Origin of the sequence: Asanoa sp. NPDC049573 (genome assembly GCF_040676615.1) — a bacterium.
Lineage (GTDB): Bacteria > Actinomycetota > Actinomycetes > Mycobacteriales > Micromonosporaceae > Asanoa.
The window spans coordinates 72,969-87,610 of the sequence record NZ_JBFAPI010000008.1 but is presented as its reverse complement, the minus strand read 5'-3'; the positions used below and the strand labels follow the sequence as shown (position 1 = coordinate 87,610).

14 protein-coding genes and 1 tRNA gene are annotated in these 14,642 nt (G+C 69.9%); 12 read left to right on the top strand and 3 right to left on the bottom strand.

What is annotated here, in order from left to right; all coding sequences use genetic code 11:
- The first annotated feature begins 37 nt into the window (after window positions 1-37).
- Entirely contained in the window at window positions 38-883 is an 846-nt protein-coding gene (gene ricT, locus AB0J74_RS19695; RefSeq protein WP_363449794.1) for a regulatory iron-sulfur-containing complex subunit RicT, read from the top strand.
- A gap of 524 nt (window positions 884-1,407) precedes the next feature.
- On the opposite strand, the gene AB0J74_RS19690 is transcribed toward ricT, so the two are convergent.
- Window positions 1,408-3,141: a metallophosphoesterase gene (locus AB0J74_RS19690; protein ID WP_363450226.1), complete on the bottom strand. Its 1,734-nt coding sequence runs from the start codon at window positions 3,139-3,141 to the stop codon at window positions 1,408-1,410.
- Window positions 3,142-3,290: 149 nt separating this feature from the next.
- Here AB0J74_RS19690 and AB0J74_RS19685 point away from each other — a divergent pair.
- From AB0J74_RS19685 to AB0J74_RS19655, 7 genes are all read left to right on the top strand, one after another.
- Window positions 3,291-3,367, top strand: a tRNA-Thr gene (locus tag AB0J74_RS19685).
- Window positions 3,368-3,410: 43 nt separating this feature from the next.
- Window positions 3,411-3,884, top strand: a complete 474-nt coding sequence (locus AB0J74_RS19680) for an Hsp20/alpha crystallin family protein (protein WP_363449791.1) — start codon at window positions 3,411-3,413, stop codon at window positions 3,882-3,884.
- Between the two features lie 16 nt (window positions 3,885-3,900).
- Window positions 3,901-4,434, top strand: a complete 534-nt coding sequence (locus AB0J74_RS19675; RefSeq protein ID WP_363449789.1) for a type 1 glutamine amidotransferase domain-containing protein — start codon at window positions 3,901-3,903, stop codon at window positions 4,432-4,434.
- 106 nt (window positions 4,435-4,540) lie between these two features.
- Window positions 4,541-6,148 (top strand): MDR family MFS transporter, encoded by a 1,608-nt coding sequence (locus AB0J74_RS19670; RefSeq protein ID WP_363449787.1) that lies wholly within the window; start codon window positions 4,541-4,543, stop codon window positions 6,146-6,148.
- 37 nt (window positions 6,149-6,185) lie between these two features.
- On the top strand, window positions 6,186-7,805 hold the full coding sequence (locus tag AB0J74_RS19665; RefSeq protein WP_363449785.1) for a fatty acid--CoA ligase: 1,620 nt from the start codon (window positions 6,186-6,188) through the stop codon (window positions 7,803-7,805).
- 41 nt (window positions 7,806-7,846) lie between these two features.
- Window positions 7,847-8,137 (top strand): DUF1778 domain-containing protein, encoded by a 291-nt coding sequence (locus tag AB0J74_RS19660; RefSeq protein WP_363449783.1) that lies wholly within the window; start codon window positions 7,847-7,849, stop codon window positions 8,135-8,137.
- Entirely contained in the window at window positions 8,134-8,655 is a 522-nt protein-coding gene (locus AB0J74_RS19655) for a GNAT family N-acetyltransferase (protein ID WP_363449781.1), read from the top strand. The genes AB0J74_RS19660 and AB0J74_RS19655 overlap by 4 nt, the downstream gene beginning before the upstream one ends.
- Here the strand turns inward: AB0J74_RS19655 and AB0J74_RS19650 are convergent.
- Window positions 8,652-9,623, bottom strand: coding sequence for a Ku protein (locus AB0J74_RS19650; protein ID WP_363449779.1), 972 nt, complete (start codon window positions 9,621-9,623; stop codon window positions 8,652-8,654). The genes AB0J74_RS19655 and AB0J74_RS19650 overlap by 4 nt on opposite strands.
- 130 nt (window positions 9,624-9,753) lie before the next feature.
- On the opposite strand from AB0J74_RS19650, the gene ligD (AB0J74_RS19645) reads away from it, so the two are divergent.
- A complete protein-coding gene (ligD, locus tag AB0J74_RS19645) occupies window positions 9,754-10,674 on the top strand; it encodes a non-homologous end-joining DNA ligase (protein ID WP_363450224.1) in 921 nt (306 codons plus the stop codon).
- Complete coding sequence (gene ligD / locus AB0J74_RS19640; protein ID WP_363449777.1) at window positions 10,667-11,611, top strand: non-homologous end-joining DNA ligase; 945 nt, start codon at window positions 10,667-10,669, stop codon at window positions 11,609-11,611. Before ligD (AB0J74_RS19645) ends, ligD (AB0J74_RS19640) begins: the two co-directional genes overlap by 8 nt.
- Here ligD (AB0J74_RS19640) and AB0J74_RS19635 read toward each other — a convergent pair.
- Complete coding sequence (locus AB0J74_RS19635; RefSeq protein ID WP_363449775.1) at window positions 11,608-13,248, bottom strand: DNA repair helicase XPB; 1,641 nt, start codon at window positions 13,246-13,248, stop codon at window positions 11,608-11,610. The two genes, ligD (AB0J74_RS19640) and AB0J74_RS19635, sit on opposite strands and share 4 nt — an antisense overlap.
- A 127-nt stretch (window positions 13,249-13,375) precedes the next feature.
- Here AB0J74_RS19635 and AB0J74_RS19630 point away from each other — a divergent pair, with 127 nt between their 5' ends.
- Together AB0J74_RS19630 and AB0J74_RS19625 are read left to right on the top strand one after the other, a co-directional pair.
- Window positions 13,376-14,242 (top strand): L,D-transpeptidase family protein, encoded by an 867-nt coding sequence (locus AB0J74_RS19630; protein ID WP_363449773.1) that lies wholly within the window; start codon window positions 13,376-13,378, stop codon window positions 14,240-14,242.
- Between the two features lie 28 nt (window positions 14,243-14,270).
- The gene (locus AB0J74_RS19625; RefSeq protein WP_363449771.1) at window positions 14,271-14,489 is read left to right on the top strand and encodes a hypothetical protein; all 219 of its coding nucleotides are present in this window, start codon (window positions 14,271-14,273) and stop codon (window positions 14,487-14,489) included.
- Window positions 14,490-14,642: the final 153 nt, after the last annotated feature.

Genomic DNA, 14,642 nt, shown 5'->3' with positions numbered 1-14,642 from the left:
TCGTGTACGCCACACCGACCGACGTAAGGTGGCGGGCATGGGCATGCTGTGCGCGGTCAGCTTCAACCGTTACGGCCGCCTCTACTACCTCGATCCGGTCGACCTGACCCCGGTGGTCGGCGACCGGGTACTCGTCCCCACGGACGACGGTCCCGAGGTGGCGGAGTGCGTCTGGGCCGCTCAGTGGGTCGACGACGACACGTCGGGCTTCCCGAAGCTGGCCGGCATGGCCACCGAGGCGGATCTCAAGCGTGACGAGGTTCAGCGCAAGCGCAAGGCCGAAGCCAAGGCGGCGGCCAAGAAGCTGATCCGCGAACACGCCCTCCCGATGAAGGTCGTCGCCGTCGACCACGTGCTCGACCCGTCCGGCGCGAGCGCCCGCACCACGATCTACTTCACCGCGCCCCACCGGGTCGACTTCCGCTCCCTGGTCCGTGACCTGGGCGCGACCCTGCACTGCCGGGTCGAGCTACGCCAACTCTCGGCCCGAGACTCCGCGCGCGTGCAGGGCGGCATCGGCTCCTGCGGCCGCGACCTGTGCTGCGCCACGTTCCTGACCGACTTCGAGCCGGTCACCATCCGCATGGCCAAAGACCAGGACCTGCCACTGAACCCGCTACGCATTTCAGGCGCATGCGGACGTCTCATGTGCTGCCTGAAATACGAACACCCGCTATACCAGAGCTTCCAGGCCAGCGCCCCCGCCGTAGGCGCCCGCGTAACCACCCCGGAAGGCGACGGCCGGGTAGTGGCACACAGCGTCCCCCGCGACTCAGTAGTAGTCCGCCTGGACGCCGACGGCTCCCGCTGCTCCTGCAGTCGCGCCAGCGTCTGCGGCCCCCGCAAGGCCCACGACGCCCAATACAACAGCGCCGACGCCTAACCCAACCGCCACCACCACCCAAACGGCGCTCGCCGCGCACAGCACGACCGGACCCTCCCCCGGGGCCCGGGACAGTGTTAAGGGATGGCCCTTGCCCCACCCAAGGGCCCAGGGTCCGCGGGCCTGGTGCCTTGCGCTGCAGGGTCCGCGCCTTGGGAATTCCGGTCTGGGCCTGGCTCGGGTCTGGGCCAGCCGGGGACGTGGGCCTTGGACTTGGCCTTGCCGCCCTGGGACTGGTCCCTGGAGCGCCCGATGTCTCGCGGGCATACATGTTTTGGTATGTGCGTACATGCCAAAACATGTGCCGCCTGAAACAGATACCCCCGCCGGGTGCGGCGGGCGGGTGAGGGCGACCGACCGCGGACGTGGCAGCGGAGCGCTCCCTGGCGGGAGCGACGGTCGCGCCCACCGCGGACCCGAGCCATCCGTTGCCGAAGGCTCAGCGGTAAGTGAAGGGCGCCCGATGGCTCGGCGGTGCGCGAAGGGTGGGTCGGCGGGGGCGGTCCTCGGGTTCGCCCGAAGGCTCAGCGGAGGGTGAAGGGTGCGTCGGCGGGGCGGTAGATCAGGTTTTGTGCCGGCTCCAGCCAAGGGCGGTCGTCGGGAGCGGTTGGGTTTGTGCGCCACTCGCGGCAGATGCGGTCGACCGCGAACGGGTAGACCGTCAGTGCGCCGTCGGAGGCGATGTGTAGGCGTAGGAAGCTTTTGACGTCGTCGATGCCCTGGCCGGCGTAGAGCTCGTTGATGTTGACGCCGAAGCGGCCGGCGATGAGCAGGTAGAGGGCTACGAGTTGGGAGCCGACCAGGCCGGACACCGGCCAGTAGATGGCCAGCGCGACGATCAGGGACAGCGGCCAGGGCCAGTCCGGGAACGGGGTCAGCAGCCAGATCCAGGTGCCGAGGGCGGCCAGGGCGATCTGGGCCAGGCCGTGGCCGGCGCCCAGGATCCAGTGGCGCCAGGAGCGTTTGCCGGTTGCCGTGGGTGGCTTTGCGAAGAAGGCGGCGCCGAGCAGGGTGAGTACGAGCATGCTGACGAGGGGGATGCTGAAGAGGCGCAGGCCGGTCTCGTCGCGTTGTTGGGTGGCGATGCCGGCCATCGCCAGCATCAGCAGGGTTTGCAGGCCGCCGATCAAGGTCGTGAAACCCGCGTTGCGGGTCGGTAGGCGGCCGAAGATGCCCCAGCCCAGGCGGCGCGACGTGGGCGCGTCGGGGTAGGTCGCGGCCAGGCGGAACGGGCGGGACTGGCTTGAGCGGCGGGCCAGCGTGTCGGTCGGCGGGACGGTGATCTCCGACGGCAACTGGTGGGTGGGGTACAGGTAGGCGCCGCCGCCGCCGCAGGTGACCAGCTCGCGGTCGACGCCGGAATAGCGGGCGTAGTGGTGCAGGTCGCCCGACAGCATCAGGCGGACGCGGGCGCCGGTCGGCGCGATGATCGTGCGGATGAAGTAGTCGACGGCACCGTACGCGTCGGGGTGTTCGGTGGTCGCCTTGACCCACGACGGCTCGGGCGTGGCCAGAATGATCTTGCTGTCCGGGCCGAACTGGCGGGCCGCGGCCTCGAAATAGTTGAGTTGCGGGTCGTCGACGTAGGCGCCGAACTGCTCGTCGAGCGCCACCAGCCACCAGTCGGCCGGCAGTCGCACGGCGAAATAGGACCTCGACTGTTTGGTACGCCAACCGCCGAGCCACGCGTCCCGCTGCCGGGCGAACAGCCGCAGGAAGGCGGTCAGGCCGTCGTACCAGTCGTGGTTGCCGGGCACCGCGTAGAGCGTCGGGATCGGCCCGGACTCCGGCGAGCACGGCAACGCCGCGGTGTAGGGGCCCTTGCACCGGTCTTCGTATGCCGGCGCGCTCGCCGTCGGGTAGACCTGGTCGCCGCCCATCACCAGCATCTGGCCGCGGGGCAGCGTCCGGCCGTCGAGCTCGAGCTCGGGCTGGGCCAGCAGGTAGGCGATCGAGTAGGTCGAGTTGAAGCCGTCGCCCAGGTCGGCCACGTAGTCGAGCCACAGCTCGCCGTCGGTGCCGGGCTCCTCGATCACGTCGCCGGGCAGCGCGTTCTGCAGCTCGCGCTTGTCCAGATAGGCGCCGAAGAGAATGGCCAGGAGGGTACGCAGGCCGGTGCTCAACAGGAGCAGCGGTCCCAGCCACGGCACCGGCGGACGCGGGTTGAAGCCCAGCTCGATCGGGTTCATCGTGCGGGGGCGGGGTCGCCGCGTGGGCGTGGCCTCGGACTGCGGGAGGCGCTCGACGGGGGGCGACACGGTGGCATCATCCGTCACGTGCGGGAGCCTAGCCCCGGCCGGTGTGCGACGCACAGCCGTCGATCGGGAGTCTGACCGGTGGCGTGACACCCGACCCGGTGCCGTATGCTGGGCGGGCCGTCGCACGGGTCCGCCCGCGCGTGGCAGACGCCGCCTTAGCTCAGTCGGTCAGAGCGACGCACTCGTAATGCGTAGGTCCCGAGTTCGATTCTCGGAGGCGGCTCCACCAACCAAGTTTTGCCACCCCCGCCGTGGGTAGCGACAAACCTATGAACGCACCCGAACGGCGCTGGGATCCCTTCGCGGAACTCCAATCTCTGCGGGCCGAGCTAGGCCGGCTCGTCGGGTCCGGGTTCGGCCGCGGCGCGTTGAGCAACATCGACCTCGACCAGACCGACGAGGCCTTCACGATCACCGCCCGGCTGCCAGGGGTGGCTCCCGAGGAGGTCGCGCTCGACGTCGACGTGCGCGAGGTCGTCATCCGGGCCCGCAGCGAGCCCGCGGCCGGTGCCGAGCGGGCCTTCGAATACCGGGTCGCGCTGCCGGCCGACGTCGACCCCGATCGGGTCGACGCGGTGATGGATCACGGGCTGCTGACCGCGACCCTCCCTCGGGTGGTGCGCGGCGGCCGCCGCACGATCACCCTCGGGTCCGGCGGGCGCAACGTGATCGAAGGGGGTCGGCCGAACCCGTCCGACCCGGCCGCCGACCGGGAGATGCACCACCCCGACACGACATCCTGAGGAGGTACGACCACCCATGCAGCTCGAAGGCAAGCGGATAGCGTTCCTGGCCACCGACGGCGTCGAGGAGGCGGAGTACGTCGAGCCCCGCGACGGCGTGGAGAAGGCCGGTGGGCGCGCCGAGCTGATCTCGATCAAGGGCGGCTCGATCCAGTCGATGGACCACACCGAGAAGTCCAAGACCTACCCGGTCGACCGCGAGGTCGGCGACGTCGACCCGGGTGACTACGACGGGCTGGTGTTGCCGGGCGGCGTGGCCAACCCCGACAAGCTGCGGACCAACCCGGCCGCCGTCGCGTTCGTCAAGGCGTTCGCCGACGCGGGCAAGCCGATCGGTGTGATCTGCCACGGACCGTGGACGTTGATCGAGGCCGATGCCGTGCGGGGGCGGACGCTCACCTCGTACCCCAGCGTGCGCACTGATCTGGTCAATGCCGGTGCCGAGTGGGTCGACGAGGAAGTGCACGTCGACGGCAACCTGATCTCCAGCCGGAACCCGAACGACATCACGGCGTTCACCAAGACGATCGTCGAGATATTCGCCAAGTAACCCACCGGCTGCACGCACCCCCTGATCCCCGCTGGTCAGGGGGTGTTTGAGTGGTGCGCTGCACATTTCATGGCAGATGCAGGTAGTTCAGCAGAACACTTGCGCAATGAGCACCGACACCCCCGTCCGCCCTCAGCTGAGCCACCGCCAGATCATGCTGCTCATGTCGGGCCTCATGCTCGGCATGCTGCTCGCGGCGCTCGACCAGACGATCGTCGGCACCGCCCTGCCGACCATCGTCGGTGAGCTCGGCGGGATCAACCACTACTCGTGGGTGGTCACGGCCTACCTGCTGGCGTCGACGGCGTCGACTCCGCTCTACGGCAAGATCTCTGACCTGATCGGGCGCCGCCCGGTCTTCCTGTTCTCGATCGGCACGTTCCTGGTCGGCTCGCTGCTGGCCGGCCTGTCGCAGAACATGACCGAGCTGATCTTCACCCGCGGCATCCAGGGCATCGGCGCCGGCGGTCTGATGACGCTCGCCTTCACGATCATCTCGGACGTGGTGTCGCCCCGGGAACGCGGTCGCTACCAGGGGCTCTTCGGTGCGGTCTTCGGTGTCGCGTCGGTGGCCGGGCCGCTGGTCGGTGGCTACTTCGCCGAGACCAACTGGCGCTGGATCTTCTACATCAACGTGCCGCTGGCTGTCGTGGCGATCATCGTGGCGTACCGGGTGATGCGGTTGATCCCGTTCCACAAGCGGGATCACAAGATCGACTGGTTGGGCGCCGGCCTGCTCGTGATCGGGGTCAGCGCGCTGTTGCTGGCCCTGAGCTGGGGCGGCTCCGAGTACGCGTGGGGCTCCGGCACGATCCTCGGCCTGATCGCGATCGGCGTGGTGTTCTCCGGCCTGTTCCTCGTGCAGGAGAACCGGGCGTCCGAGCCGATCCTCCCGCTGCGGCTCTTCCGCCGGCCGACGTTCGCCCTGGCCAACGGCGCGGGCTTCATCCTCGGCCTGGTGATGTTCGGGTCGATCATCTTCATCCCGCTCTACCTGCAGATCGTCAAGGGCGCGTCGCCGACCAAGAGCGGCCTGCTGATGCTGCCGATGATGGCCGGCGTGATCGTGACCTCGGTGCTCACCGGGCGGGCGATGAGCCGGATCGGCCGCTACAAGTGGTTCCCGGTGGCCGGTTCGGTGCTGCTCGGCCTCGGCATCCTGCTCTTCACCCAGCTCCAGGTGGACAGCTCGCTCGGCGTCGCGTTCTGCTTCATGGTGCTGATCGGCATCGGCCTCGGCCTGTCCATGCAGTCGCTGGTCATGGCGGTGCAGAACGCGGTCGACATGAAGGACCTGGGCGCGGGTACGAGCGCCGTCACGTTCTTCCGCTCGCTGGGCGGCTCGTTCGGCGTGGCGATCCTCGGCGCGATCCTGAGCAGCCGGCTGGCCACCGAGACGGCCTCGCGGGTGCCGGGCGCGCTGAGCACGCTCACTCCCGAGCAGACCGCGGCGGTGCGCGGGACCCTGGGCACCGGCGACATCTCGATCAACGAGCCGTCGAAGATCCTGGCGCTGCCGGACGCCGTACGCAATGCCATCCAGGTGTCGTTCGTCGACTCGCTGCACACGGTCTTCCTGGTCGCCGGCCTGATCGCGATCGTCGCGGTGGTCGTCACGGTGCTGCTCCCGGACCGGGAGTTGCGCGGTGGGCCGGCCGCCGGCCAGCCGCCGACCGCGGCCGAGATGGAAGCCAAGGCGGAGACACTCATCTGATCTGGTCCGATGTGAGCTGCGACACTAAGTTGTTGGTATGCGCAGCACGATGATGGACGCCCCGCTCCTCGTCTCCCGGATCCTCGACCACGGCGCGACCGTGCACGGCGCGTCGGAGGTGGTGACCTGGACGGGCGCCGAGCCACGGCGGATGACCTACGCCGAGGTCGGCGCGACGGCCGCACAACTGGCCCACGCCCTTCGCGACGACCTCGGCGTCACCGGCGACCAGCGGGTCGCGACGTTCATGTGGAACAACAACGAGCACCTGGTCGCCTACTTCGCGGTGCCCAGCATGGGTGCGGTGCTGCACACGCTCAACATCCGGCTGTTCCCCGACCAGGTGGCGTTCATCGCCAACCACGCCGAAGACCGCGTGGTCCTGGTCGACACGACGCTGATCCCGTTGCTGGCCAAGGTGCTGCCCCAGATGACCAGCGTCGAGCATGTGGTCGTCGTCGGTGGCGGCGACCCGGCACCGCTGGCCGGGCGGGTGACCGTGCACCACTGGGACGACCTGCTGGCGGGCAGGCCGACCACGTTCGACTGGCCCGAGGTCGACGAGCGCGACGCGGCCGCGCTCTGTTACACGTCGGGCACCACCGGCAACCCGAAGGGCGTCGCCTACTCGCACCGGTCGATCTGGCTGCACTCGATGGAGGTCTGCATGCCGGAGGCCTTCGGCCTCAGCTCGACCGACCGTGAGCTGGCGATCGTCCCGATGTTCCACGCCATGTCGTGGGGTATCCCGTTCGCCGCGTTCATGTCGGGCGCCTCGCTGATCATGCCGGACCGTTTCCTGCAGGGCGCACCGATCGCGCAGATGATCGCCGCGCTGAAGCCGACCAAGGCCGGCGCGGTGCCGACGATCTGGAACGACGCCCTCGACCACATCCAGCCCGGCTCCGGGCTCCGCGAGGCGATCGTCGGTGGCTCGGCCTGCCCGCCGGCGCTGATGAACGCCTACAAGGAGCGGCACGACGTGCAGATCGTGCACGCGTGGGGGATGACCGAGATGTCGCCGCTGGGCTCGGTGTCCCGCCCGCCGGCCGGCGTGAGCGGCGACGAGGAGTGGGCCTACCGCTACACGCAGGGCCGGTTCCCGGCCGGCGTGCAGGCCCGGATCATCGGCCCGCTCGGCGAGCAGGTCCCGGCCGACGGCGAGTCGGTCGGCGAACTCGAGGTCCGCGGCCCCTGGGTCACCGCGCACTACCTGGGCGAAGACGAGCCCGACCCGGAGAAGTTCCGCGACGGCTGGCTCCGCACCGGCGACGTCGGCACCCTCTCGGCCAACGGCTTCCTGACCCTGACCGACCGCGCCAAAGACGTGATCAAGTCCGGCGGCGAGTGGATCTCGTCGGTCGAGCTGGAAAACGTGCTGATGGCCCACCCCGCGGTGCTCGAGGCCTGCGTGGTCGGCGTCCCCGACGACCGCTGGGACGAACGCCCGCTGGCGACGGTCGTGCTCCGCGAGGGCAGCACGGCGACGCCCGACGAACTCCGCGCGTTCCTGGGCGAGCGGCTGCCGAAGTGGCAGGTTCCGGAGCGGTGGAGCTTCATCCCTGAGGTACCCAAGACCTCGGTCGGCAAGTTCGACAAGAAGCGCGTCCGCTCCGACTACGCCGGCGGCACCCTCGAGGTGCACACCCTGGCCTGAACGCGCTTGCCGCTGGCGTACGTTGTGCGTACGCTCGAAACATGAGCGCGAAGGCTGAGCGGCTGCACCTACGTCTCGATCCGGAGCAGAAGGCCCTGCTCGAGGCCGCGAGCGAGGCCACCGGCTCGACGGTGTCGACGTTCGTGTTGACCGCCGCCACCGAGGCGGCGGCCAGCGTGCTCGCCGACCGCCGCGTCTTCGTGCTCGACGACGACGCGTGGCAGGCCTTTGACGAGGCGCTCGACCGCCCAGCCGCCGAGGTGACCGGCCTGCGCGACCTGCTGACCGCACCGACTGTGCTTGACCCGCACCGGCCCGGAGATGGCACGTGAGCTTCCGCCTCACCGCTGTCGAGCCGCTGTCGCCCACCCACGCGCTGGCCGGTTTCGACTGCGGCTCGGCGGCGCAGTCGGAGTGGCTGGTCGACCACGCGCTCCAGGCACACCGGGCCGGCCTGTCGCGGGTCTATGTGGTGCGCGGGGTCGAGGAAGACGAAGACCGGGTGGTCGGCTTCTACGCGCTGGCCGCGGGCAGCGTCGCCCCGGCGTCCGCGTCACGGCGGATGATGCAGGGCGCCGGGCGCTACTACCAGCCGGTCGTGATCCTCACCCGGCTCGGCGTCGACAAGACGGTGCAGGGCGTCGGCCTCGGCCGGGCGCTGGTCGTCGACGCCCTCCGCCGCATCGCGGGCGCCGCCGAGGTGATCGGCGTTCGCGCGGTGTTGATCCACTGCGAGTCGGAGTCGGCGCGCGACTTCTACCTGCGACTGGCCAAGTTCGAGCCCAGCCCGACCGACCCGATGCACCTGCTCCTGTTGCTCAAAGACCTCCGTCGAGCCATCGCGCCTTAGGCCGACTTGCGGGTGGTCTTCTTGGCCGGGGCCTTCTTGGCGGCGGGCTCGGCCTTCTTGGCCGCGGCCGTCTTCTTAGCGGGTGCGGCCTTCTTCGCGGCGGGCTCGGCCTTCTTGGCCGCCTTCTTGGCCGCGGTGATCGGCGTCGCCGGGCGGGCCTCGCCCTCGTCGGTGTCGGCCGGTGCTTCGCCGCGGGCCGCGCGGGCCCGTTCGACCGACGCCTTCAGCGCCGCCATCAGGTCGACCGCCGCCGACGGGGCCTCTTCCTGCTCCTCGGGCTGGACGATCTCGCGGCCCTCGACCTTGGCGTCGATGACCTCCTGGAGCGCGGCCCGGTAGTCGTCGGTGAACGCGTCCGGCACGAAGTCGCCGGCCATCGAGTCGATCAAGGAGCTGGCCATTGCCAGCTCGGGCGGGCGCACCGAGATGTCTTCGTCGAGGAAGCCGAAGTCGGCCTTGCGGATCTCGTCGGGCCACAACATGGTGTTGAGCAGGAGCACGCCGTCGCGGACGCGCAGCGTCGCCAGTTGCTCGCGCTGGCGCAGGGCGACCTTGACTATCGCCACCCGGTCGGAGTCGCGCAGGGCGTCGCGGAGCAGCACGTAGGGCTTGGTGGCCGTGCCCTCCGGCTCCATGAAGTAGGCCTTGTTGTAGAGGATCGGGTCGACCTGCTCGGCGGGGACGAACTCCAGCACGTCGATGGCCCGGGAGGTGGAGAGCGGCAGGTCGGCGAAGTCTTCGTCGCTCAGGATGACCATCTCGCCGCCGCCGATGTCATAGCCCTTGGCGATGTCGTCGTAGGTGACCTCTTCGCCGCAGACCGAGCAGGTGCGCTTGTAACGGATCCGGCCGCCGTCTTCCCGGTGCACCTGGTGGAACCGGATGTCCTTTTCCTCGGTCGCTGAATAGAGCCGAACCGCGATCGACACCAAGCCGAACGAAACGGCGCCCTTCCAGATTGCGCGCATGACGCTCCCATCGTGCTGCCCGAAAACCCCCGCCGCCGGATAGCAGCCCGGACACGGACCATGCTCGCACCGTTACGGGCTTCTTACCAGCGTGCGGGCCGCCTAGGGTAAAACCGTGCCGATCAAACCGATGCTGGCCACCACAGGTGAGCTGCCGTCCGGTGCCGGCTGGATTTACGAGTTCAAATGGGATGGCGTACGCGCTATCGCCGATATCTCCGCCGGGCAGCGACGGATATGGGCCCGCTCGGGCGCCGAGATCACCGCTGCCTATCCGGAGCTCGCCGGGCTCGCCGACGTGGCCGGCGACGCCCTCCTCGACGGTGAGGTCGTGGTCTTCGACACACAGGGCGTCCCGTCGTTCACGCAGCTCGCAGAGCGGATGCACGTGCGCGACAAGGCCCGGGCCGCGCGGCTGGCCGCCACGCTGCCGGTCACCTACATGATCTTCGACCTGCTCCGGCTCGACGGCGAAGACCTCAGCGGCCGGCCGCTGACCGAGCGGCGGGCGATCCTCGACGGCCTCGGGCTCGGCGCCCCGCACTGGGCCGTCCCGCCGACCTTCACCGACGGCGAGGCCACGCTGGCGGCGGCCGAGGAATACCACCTCGAAGGCGTGGTCGCCAAGCGCGCCGGGTCGCTCTACCGCGCCGGCGTCCGTACCCCCGACTGGGTCAAGGTCAAGTTGGAGAGCACCGCCGAGTTCGTGATCGGCGGCTGGCGCCCCGGCGTCCGCAAGATCGGCGGGCTGCTGGTCGGCGCGCCCACCGAGGCGGGCCTGGCCTTCCGCGGCCGGGTCGGCGGCGGCATCAGCGCCGCGTCCGAACGGGCGCTGCTGAAGGTGCTCGAACCCCTGGTCGCGACCGACAGCCCGTTCGTGACAGGCGATCAGTCGGTGCCCCGGGAGGATGCGCGGGGCGCGATCTGGGTAAAGCCGGACATCGTGCTCGAAGTGCGATACGGCCAGCAAACGCCGGACGGCCGCCTGCGGTTCCCGCGGTTCCTCCGGCTGCGACCCGACATGACGCCGGAGGACGTGACCGATGGTTAAGCAGCCGACCCGCATCCGGGTGGAGGTCGAGGGTCAGGAGGTGGAACTGTCCAACCTGGACAAGGTCCTCTATCCGGCCGCCGGGTTCACCAAGGGTGAGGTCATCCACTACTACACCCAGGTCGGCCCGATCCTGCTGCCGCACCTGCGCGACCGGGCGCTGACCCGGATCCGCTATCCCAACGGCGTCGACGGTCCGTCGTTCTTCGAGAAGAACGCGCCCGCCGGCACGCCGAAATGGGTCCGCCTCAAGGAGTTGCCCACCCCCGGCTCCAGCCAAGGCCGGGAGACGATCGACTTCGTCGTCTGCGACGACCTGCCCACCCTGGTCTGGGTGGCCAACATGGCCGGTCTGGAACTGCACACTCCACAGTGGCGGATCGGCCGGAGCAAGGAGCCCAAGCCCGACCTGATGGTGGTCGACCTCGACCCCGGCGCGCCGGCCGGGCTCGCCGAGTGCGCCGGGGTCGCCGCGCTGTTGCGCGAGCGGCTGGCCGCCGACGGCATCGACAGCTATCCGAAGACCTCCGGCAAGAAGGGCATGCAACTGTGCTGCCCGATCGCCGGCAGCCAGCCGGCGGAGATCGTCACCGGGTACGCGAAGGTGATCGCCGAAGAACTGGAGAAGGCCCACCCGCGCCTGATCACCTCGAAGATGGCCAAGAACCTCCGCCCGGGCAAGGTGTTCATCGACTGGAGCCAGAACGCCGCGGCCAAGACCACGGTCGCCGCCTATTCGCTGCGGGCCCAGCCGACACCCACCGTCTCGACGCCGTTGACCTGGGACGAGGTCGAAGACGGCGCCGTGCGCCAGTTCACCGCCAGCGAGGTGCTCGACCGGGTCGCCGAGTTCGGCGACCTGATGGCCCCCCTGCTCGAGAAGGGCCCCAAGGTGCCCAACAGCCCGCCGGCGGTCGGCCCGCGGGTGGGTCGTTAGGCGAGCACGTCGTCGGCGTCGACGATGGTGTACGCGTAACCCTGCTCGGCCAGGAACCGCTGCCGGTGCGCGGCGTACTCGGTGTCGATCGTGTCCCGTGACACCACCGTGTAGAAGTGCGCCTGCCGCCCGTCGGCCTTGGGCCGCAGCACCCGGCCGAGTCGCTGCGCCTCTTCCTGGCGCGAGCCGAACGTCCCCGACACCTGGATCGCCACCGCCGCCTCGGGCAGGTCGATGGAGAAGTTGCCGACCTTGGAGATGACCAGGGTCGGGATCTCGCCGGTGCGGAACGCGTCGAACAGCCGCTCGCGCTCCTTGTTGGTGGTGGCGCCCTGCACGATCGGGGCGTCGAGATAGTCGCCGATCTGGTGCAACTGGTCGATGTAGGCGCCGATCACCAGGATCTGGTCGCCCTTGTGCTTCTCGACCAGGGCCCGGACCACGGGCAGTTTGGTACGCGCGGTCGCGGCCGCCCGGTAGCGCTCGTCGGTCTCCGCGGTCGCGTACGCCATCCGCTCCTCGTCGGTGAGGGTCACCCGCACCTCGGTGCACTCGGCCGGCGCGATCCAGCCCTGCGCCTCGATGTCTTTCCACGGCGCGTCGTAGCGCTTGGGCCCGATCAGCGAGAACACGTCGCCCTCGCGACCGTCTTCGCGGACCAGCGTCGCGGTCAGCCCGAGCCGGCGCCGGGCCTGCAGGTCGGCGGTGAACCGGAAGATCGGTGCCGGGAGCAGGTGCACCTCGTCGTAGATGACCAGACCCCAGTCGCGGGCGCCGAACAGGTCGAGGTGGCTGAACTGGCCACCGCGCCGGGTGGTCAGCACCTGGTAGGTGGCGATGGTGACCGGCCGGATCTCCTTGCGCTCGCCGGAGTATTCGCCGATCTCCTCCTCGGTCAGCGAGGTGCGGGCGATCAACTCGCGCTTCCACTGCCGGCCGGCGACCGTGTTGGTCACCAGGATCAGCGTGGTCGCCTTGGCCTCGGCCATCGCCGCCGCGCCGACCAGCGTCTTGCCGGCGCCACAGGGCAGCACGACCACGCCGGAGCCGCCGGCCCAGAACGACTGGACCGCCTCCTGCTGGTAGGAGCGCAGGTGCCAGCCGTCTTGCGCGAGGTCGATCTCGTGCGCCTCGCCGTCGACGTAGCCGGCCAGGTCTTCGGCCGGCCAGCCGAGCTTGAGCAGGGCCTGCTTGAGGCGGCCGCGCTCGGAGGGGTGGACCACGATGGTGTCGTCGTCGACCTTGGCGCCGAGCATCCCGGCCAGCTTCTTGCTCTTGGCCACCTCGATCAGCACCACCCGGTCGGTGGCGTGCAGCGTCAGCCCGTGGGTGGGGTGGTTGACCAGTTGCAGCCGCCCGTAGCGGTCCATCGTCTCGGCGACGTCGACCAGCAGGGCGTGTGGCACCGGATAGCGGGAGAACTTGATCAACGCGTCGACCACGCTCTCGGCGTCGTGGCCGGCGGCGCGCGCGTTCCACAGGCCGAGCGGGGTCAGCCGGTAGGTGTGCACGTGCTCGGGTGAGCGCTCGAGTTCGGCGAAAGGCGCGATGGCCATCCGGCAGGCGAGCGCGTCGGGGTGGTCGACCTCGAGCAGCAGGGTCTTGTCGGACTGGACGATCAGCGGGCCGTTGTTCACGCGGGCACTCCAGGGGTCCGGAAAGCGACCCTCCAGTGTTGCACGGAAGAAAACGTGAAACGATCCGCAACCGTCGGGGGTTCCCGAACGTCTATCAATCGACGACCGCTCTGGGGAGGGCCTCTCGATGCATGGTGTGCGCGGAACGACCGTGCGTCTCGTCGCCGTCGCGATCGTCACGGTGGTCGGTGCCGGCGCGTGTGCGTTCGCGCCGTCGCAGCCTTCGGCGGCGGGTGCGAATCCGGTGCCGGTGAGCGCGACGGCCGGAACGGGGGCGAGCGGCCCGCCGGACCCGACCGCCACGGCAACACCGGGCACTCCGGAAGCCACATCGACCCCGGAGCCGAGCAAAACCACCCAAAAGCCAAAGCCGAAACCCAAGCCGAAGACCACGCCCGTGGGCTGCCCGACCGGCGAGCGCCAGCGCGAGGTCGAGGCGGTCCTGGCCGACCTCGGCTCGTTCGGGCCGATCACGGTCGACGGCAAGCAGTCGGCGCAGGACTGCAAGACCATCAAGAGCTTCCAGCAGCGGTTCGGCATCTCGCCGGCCGCGGGCCGCGCCGGTCCGACCACGGCCGACGTGGCGAAGCGGATCGCCGCCACCGACCCCCGCAAGTGCAAGGCCGGCAGCGGTCTGACGTTCTGCGTCGACCTGACCAACCAGACCGTCATGGCCATCCGCGGCGGCAAGGTGATCCTCGGGCCGACCGTGACCCGCACCGGCATGGCCGGCGGCTTCCAGACGCCGGCCGGCAACTACAAGATCAACTTCCGCAACCTCAAGGAGTGGTCCAACCCCTACGAGGTGTGGCTGCCCTACTGGCAACACTTCATCAACGGGATCGGCTTCCACGAGACGACCACCTACATCCACAACGGCGCGATCGGCTCGCACGGCTGCGTCAACCTGCTGCCCACCGACGCCCGCAAGCTGTGGAGCCTGGGCAAGGTCGGCACCCCGGTCCACGTGTACGGGCGGCGCCCCGGCACGTGAGCGCCCCGGTTGTGCGACGCTGAGTGTCATGGGCATCGATGAGTCGGGGCGGGCGGTCGCACCCGTTTCGCGGGTGACCGTCGCCGCCTACGCGTTGCTGGGCGTGCTGGTGTTCGGCTGGTTCCTCTACGGCTGGCTGGTCCAACGACAGGGTTTCGTCGCCTCGGTCGGCGAGTCGGCCGGCACCGGCTTCGCCGCGCTGCTGTTCGTCTCCATCGTCGGCAGCCTCCGCCGGGCCTTCGGCTAGGTCGGGGCCAGCCGCGGCCGTGGGCCGTGGGCCGCGGGCCGCGGGCGGCCGGCGTGGCGACCGCGACACGCCGGGAGAGCCACGCCCCGACGGAGGGCGGTCCGGCCAGCCCTACCGCCAAGAGGCCCGTTGGCGTTACTGATCTCGCGAGGC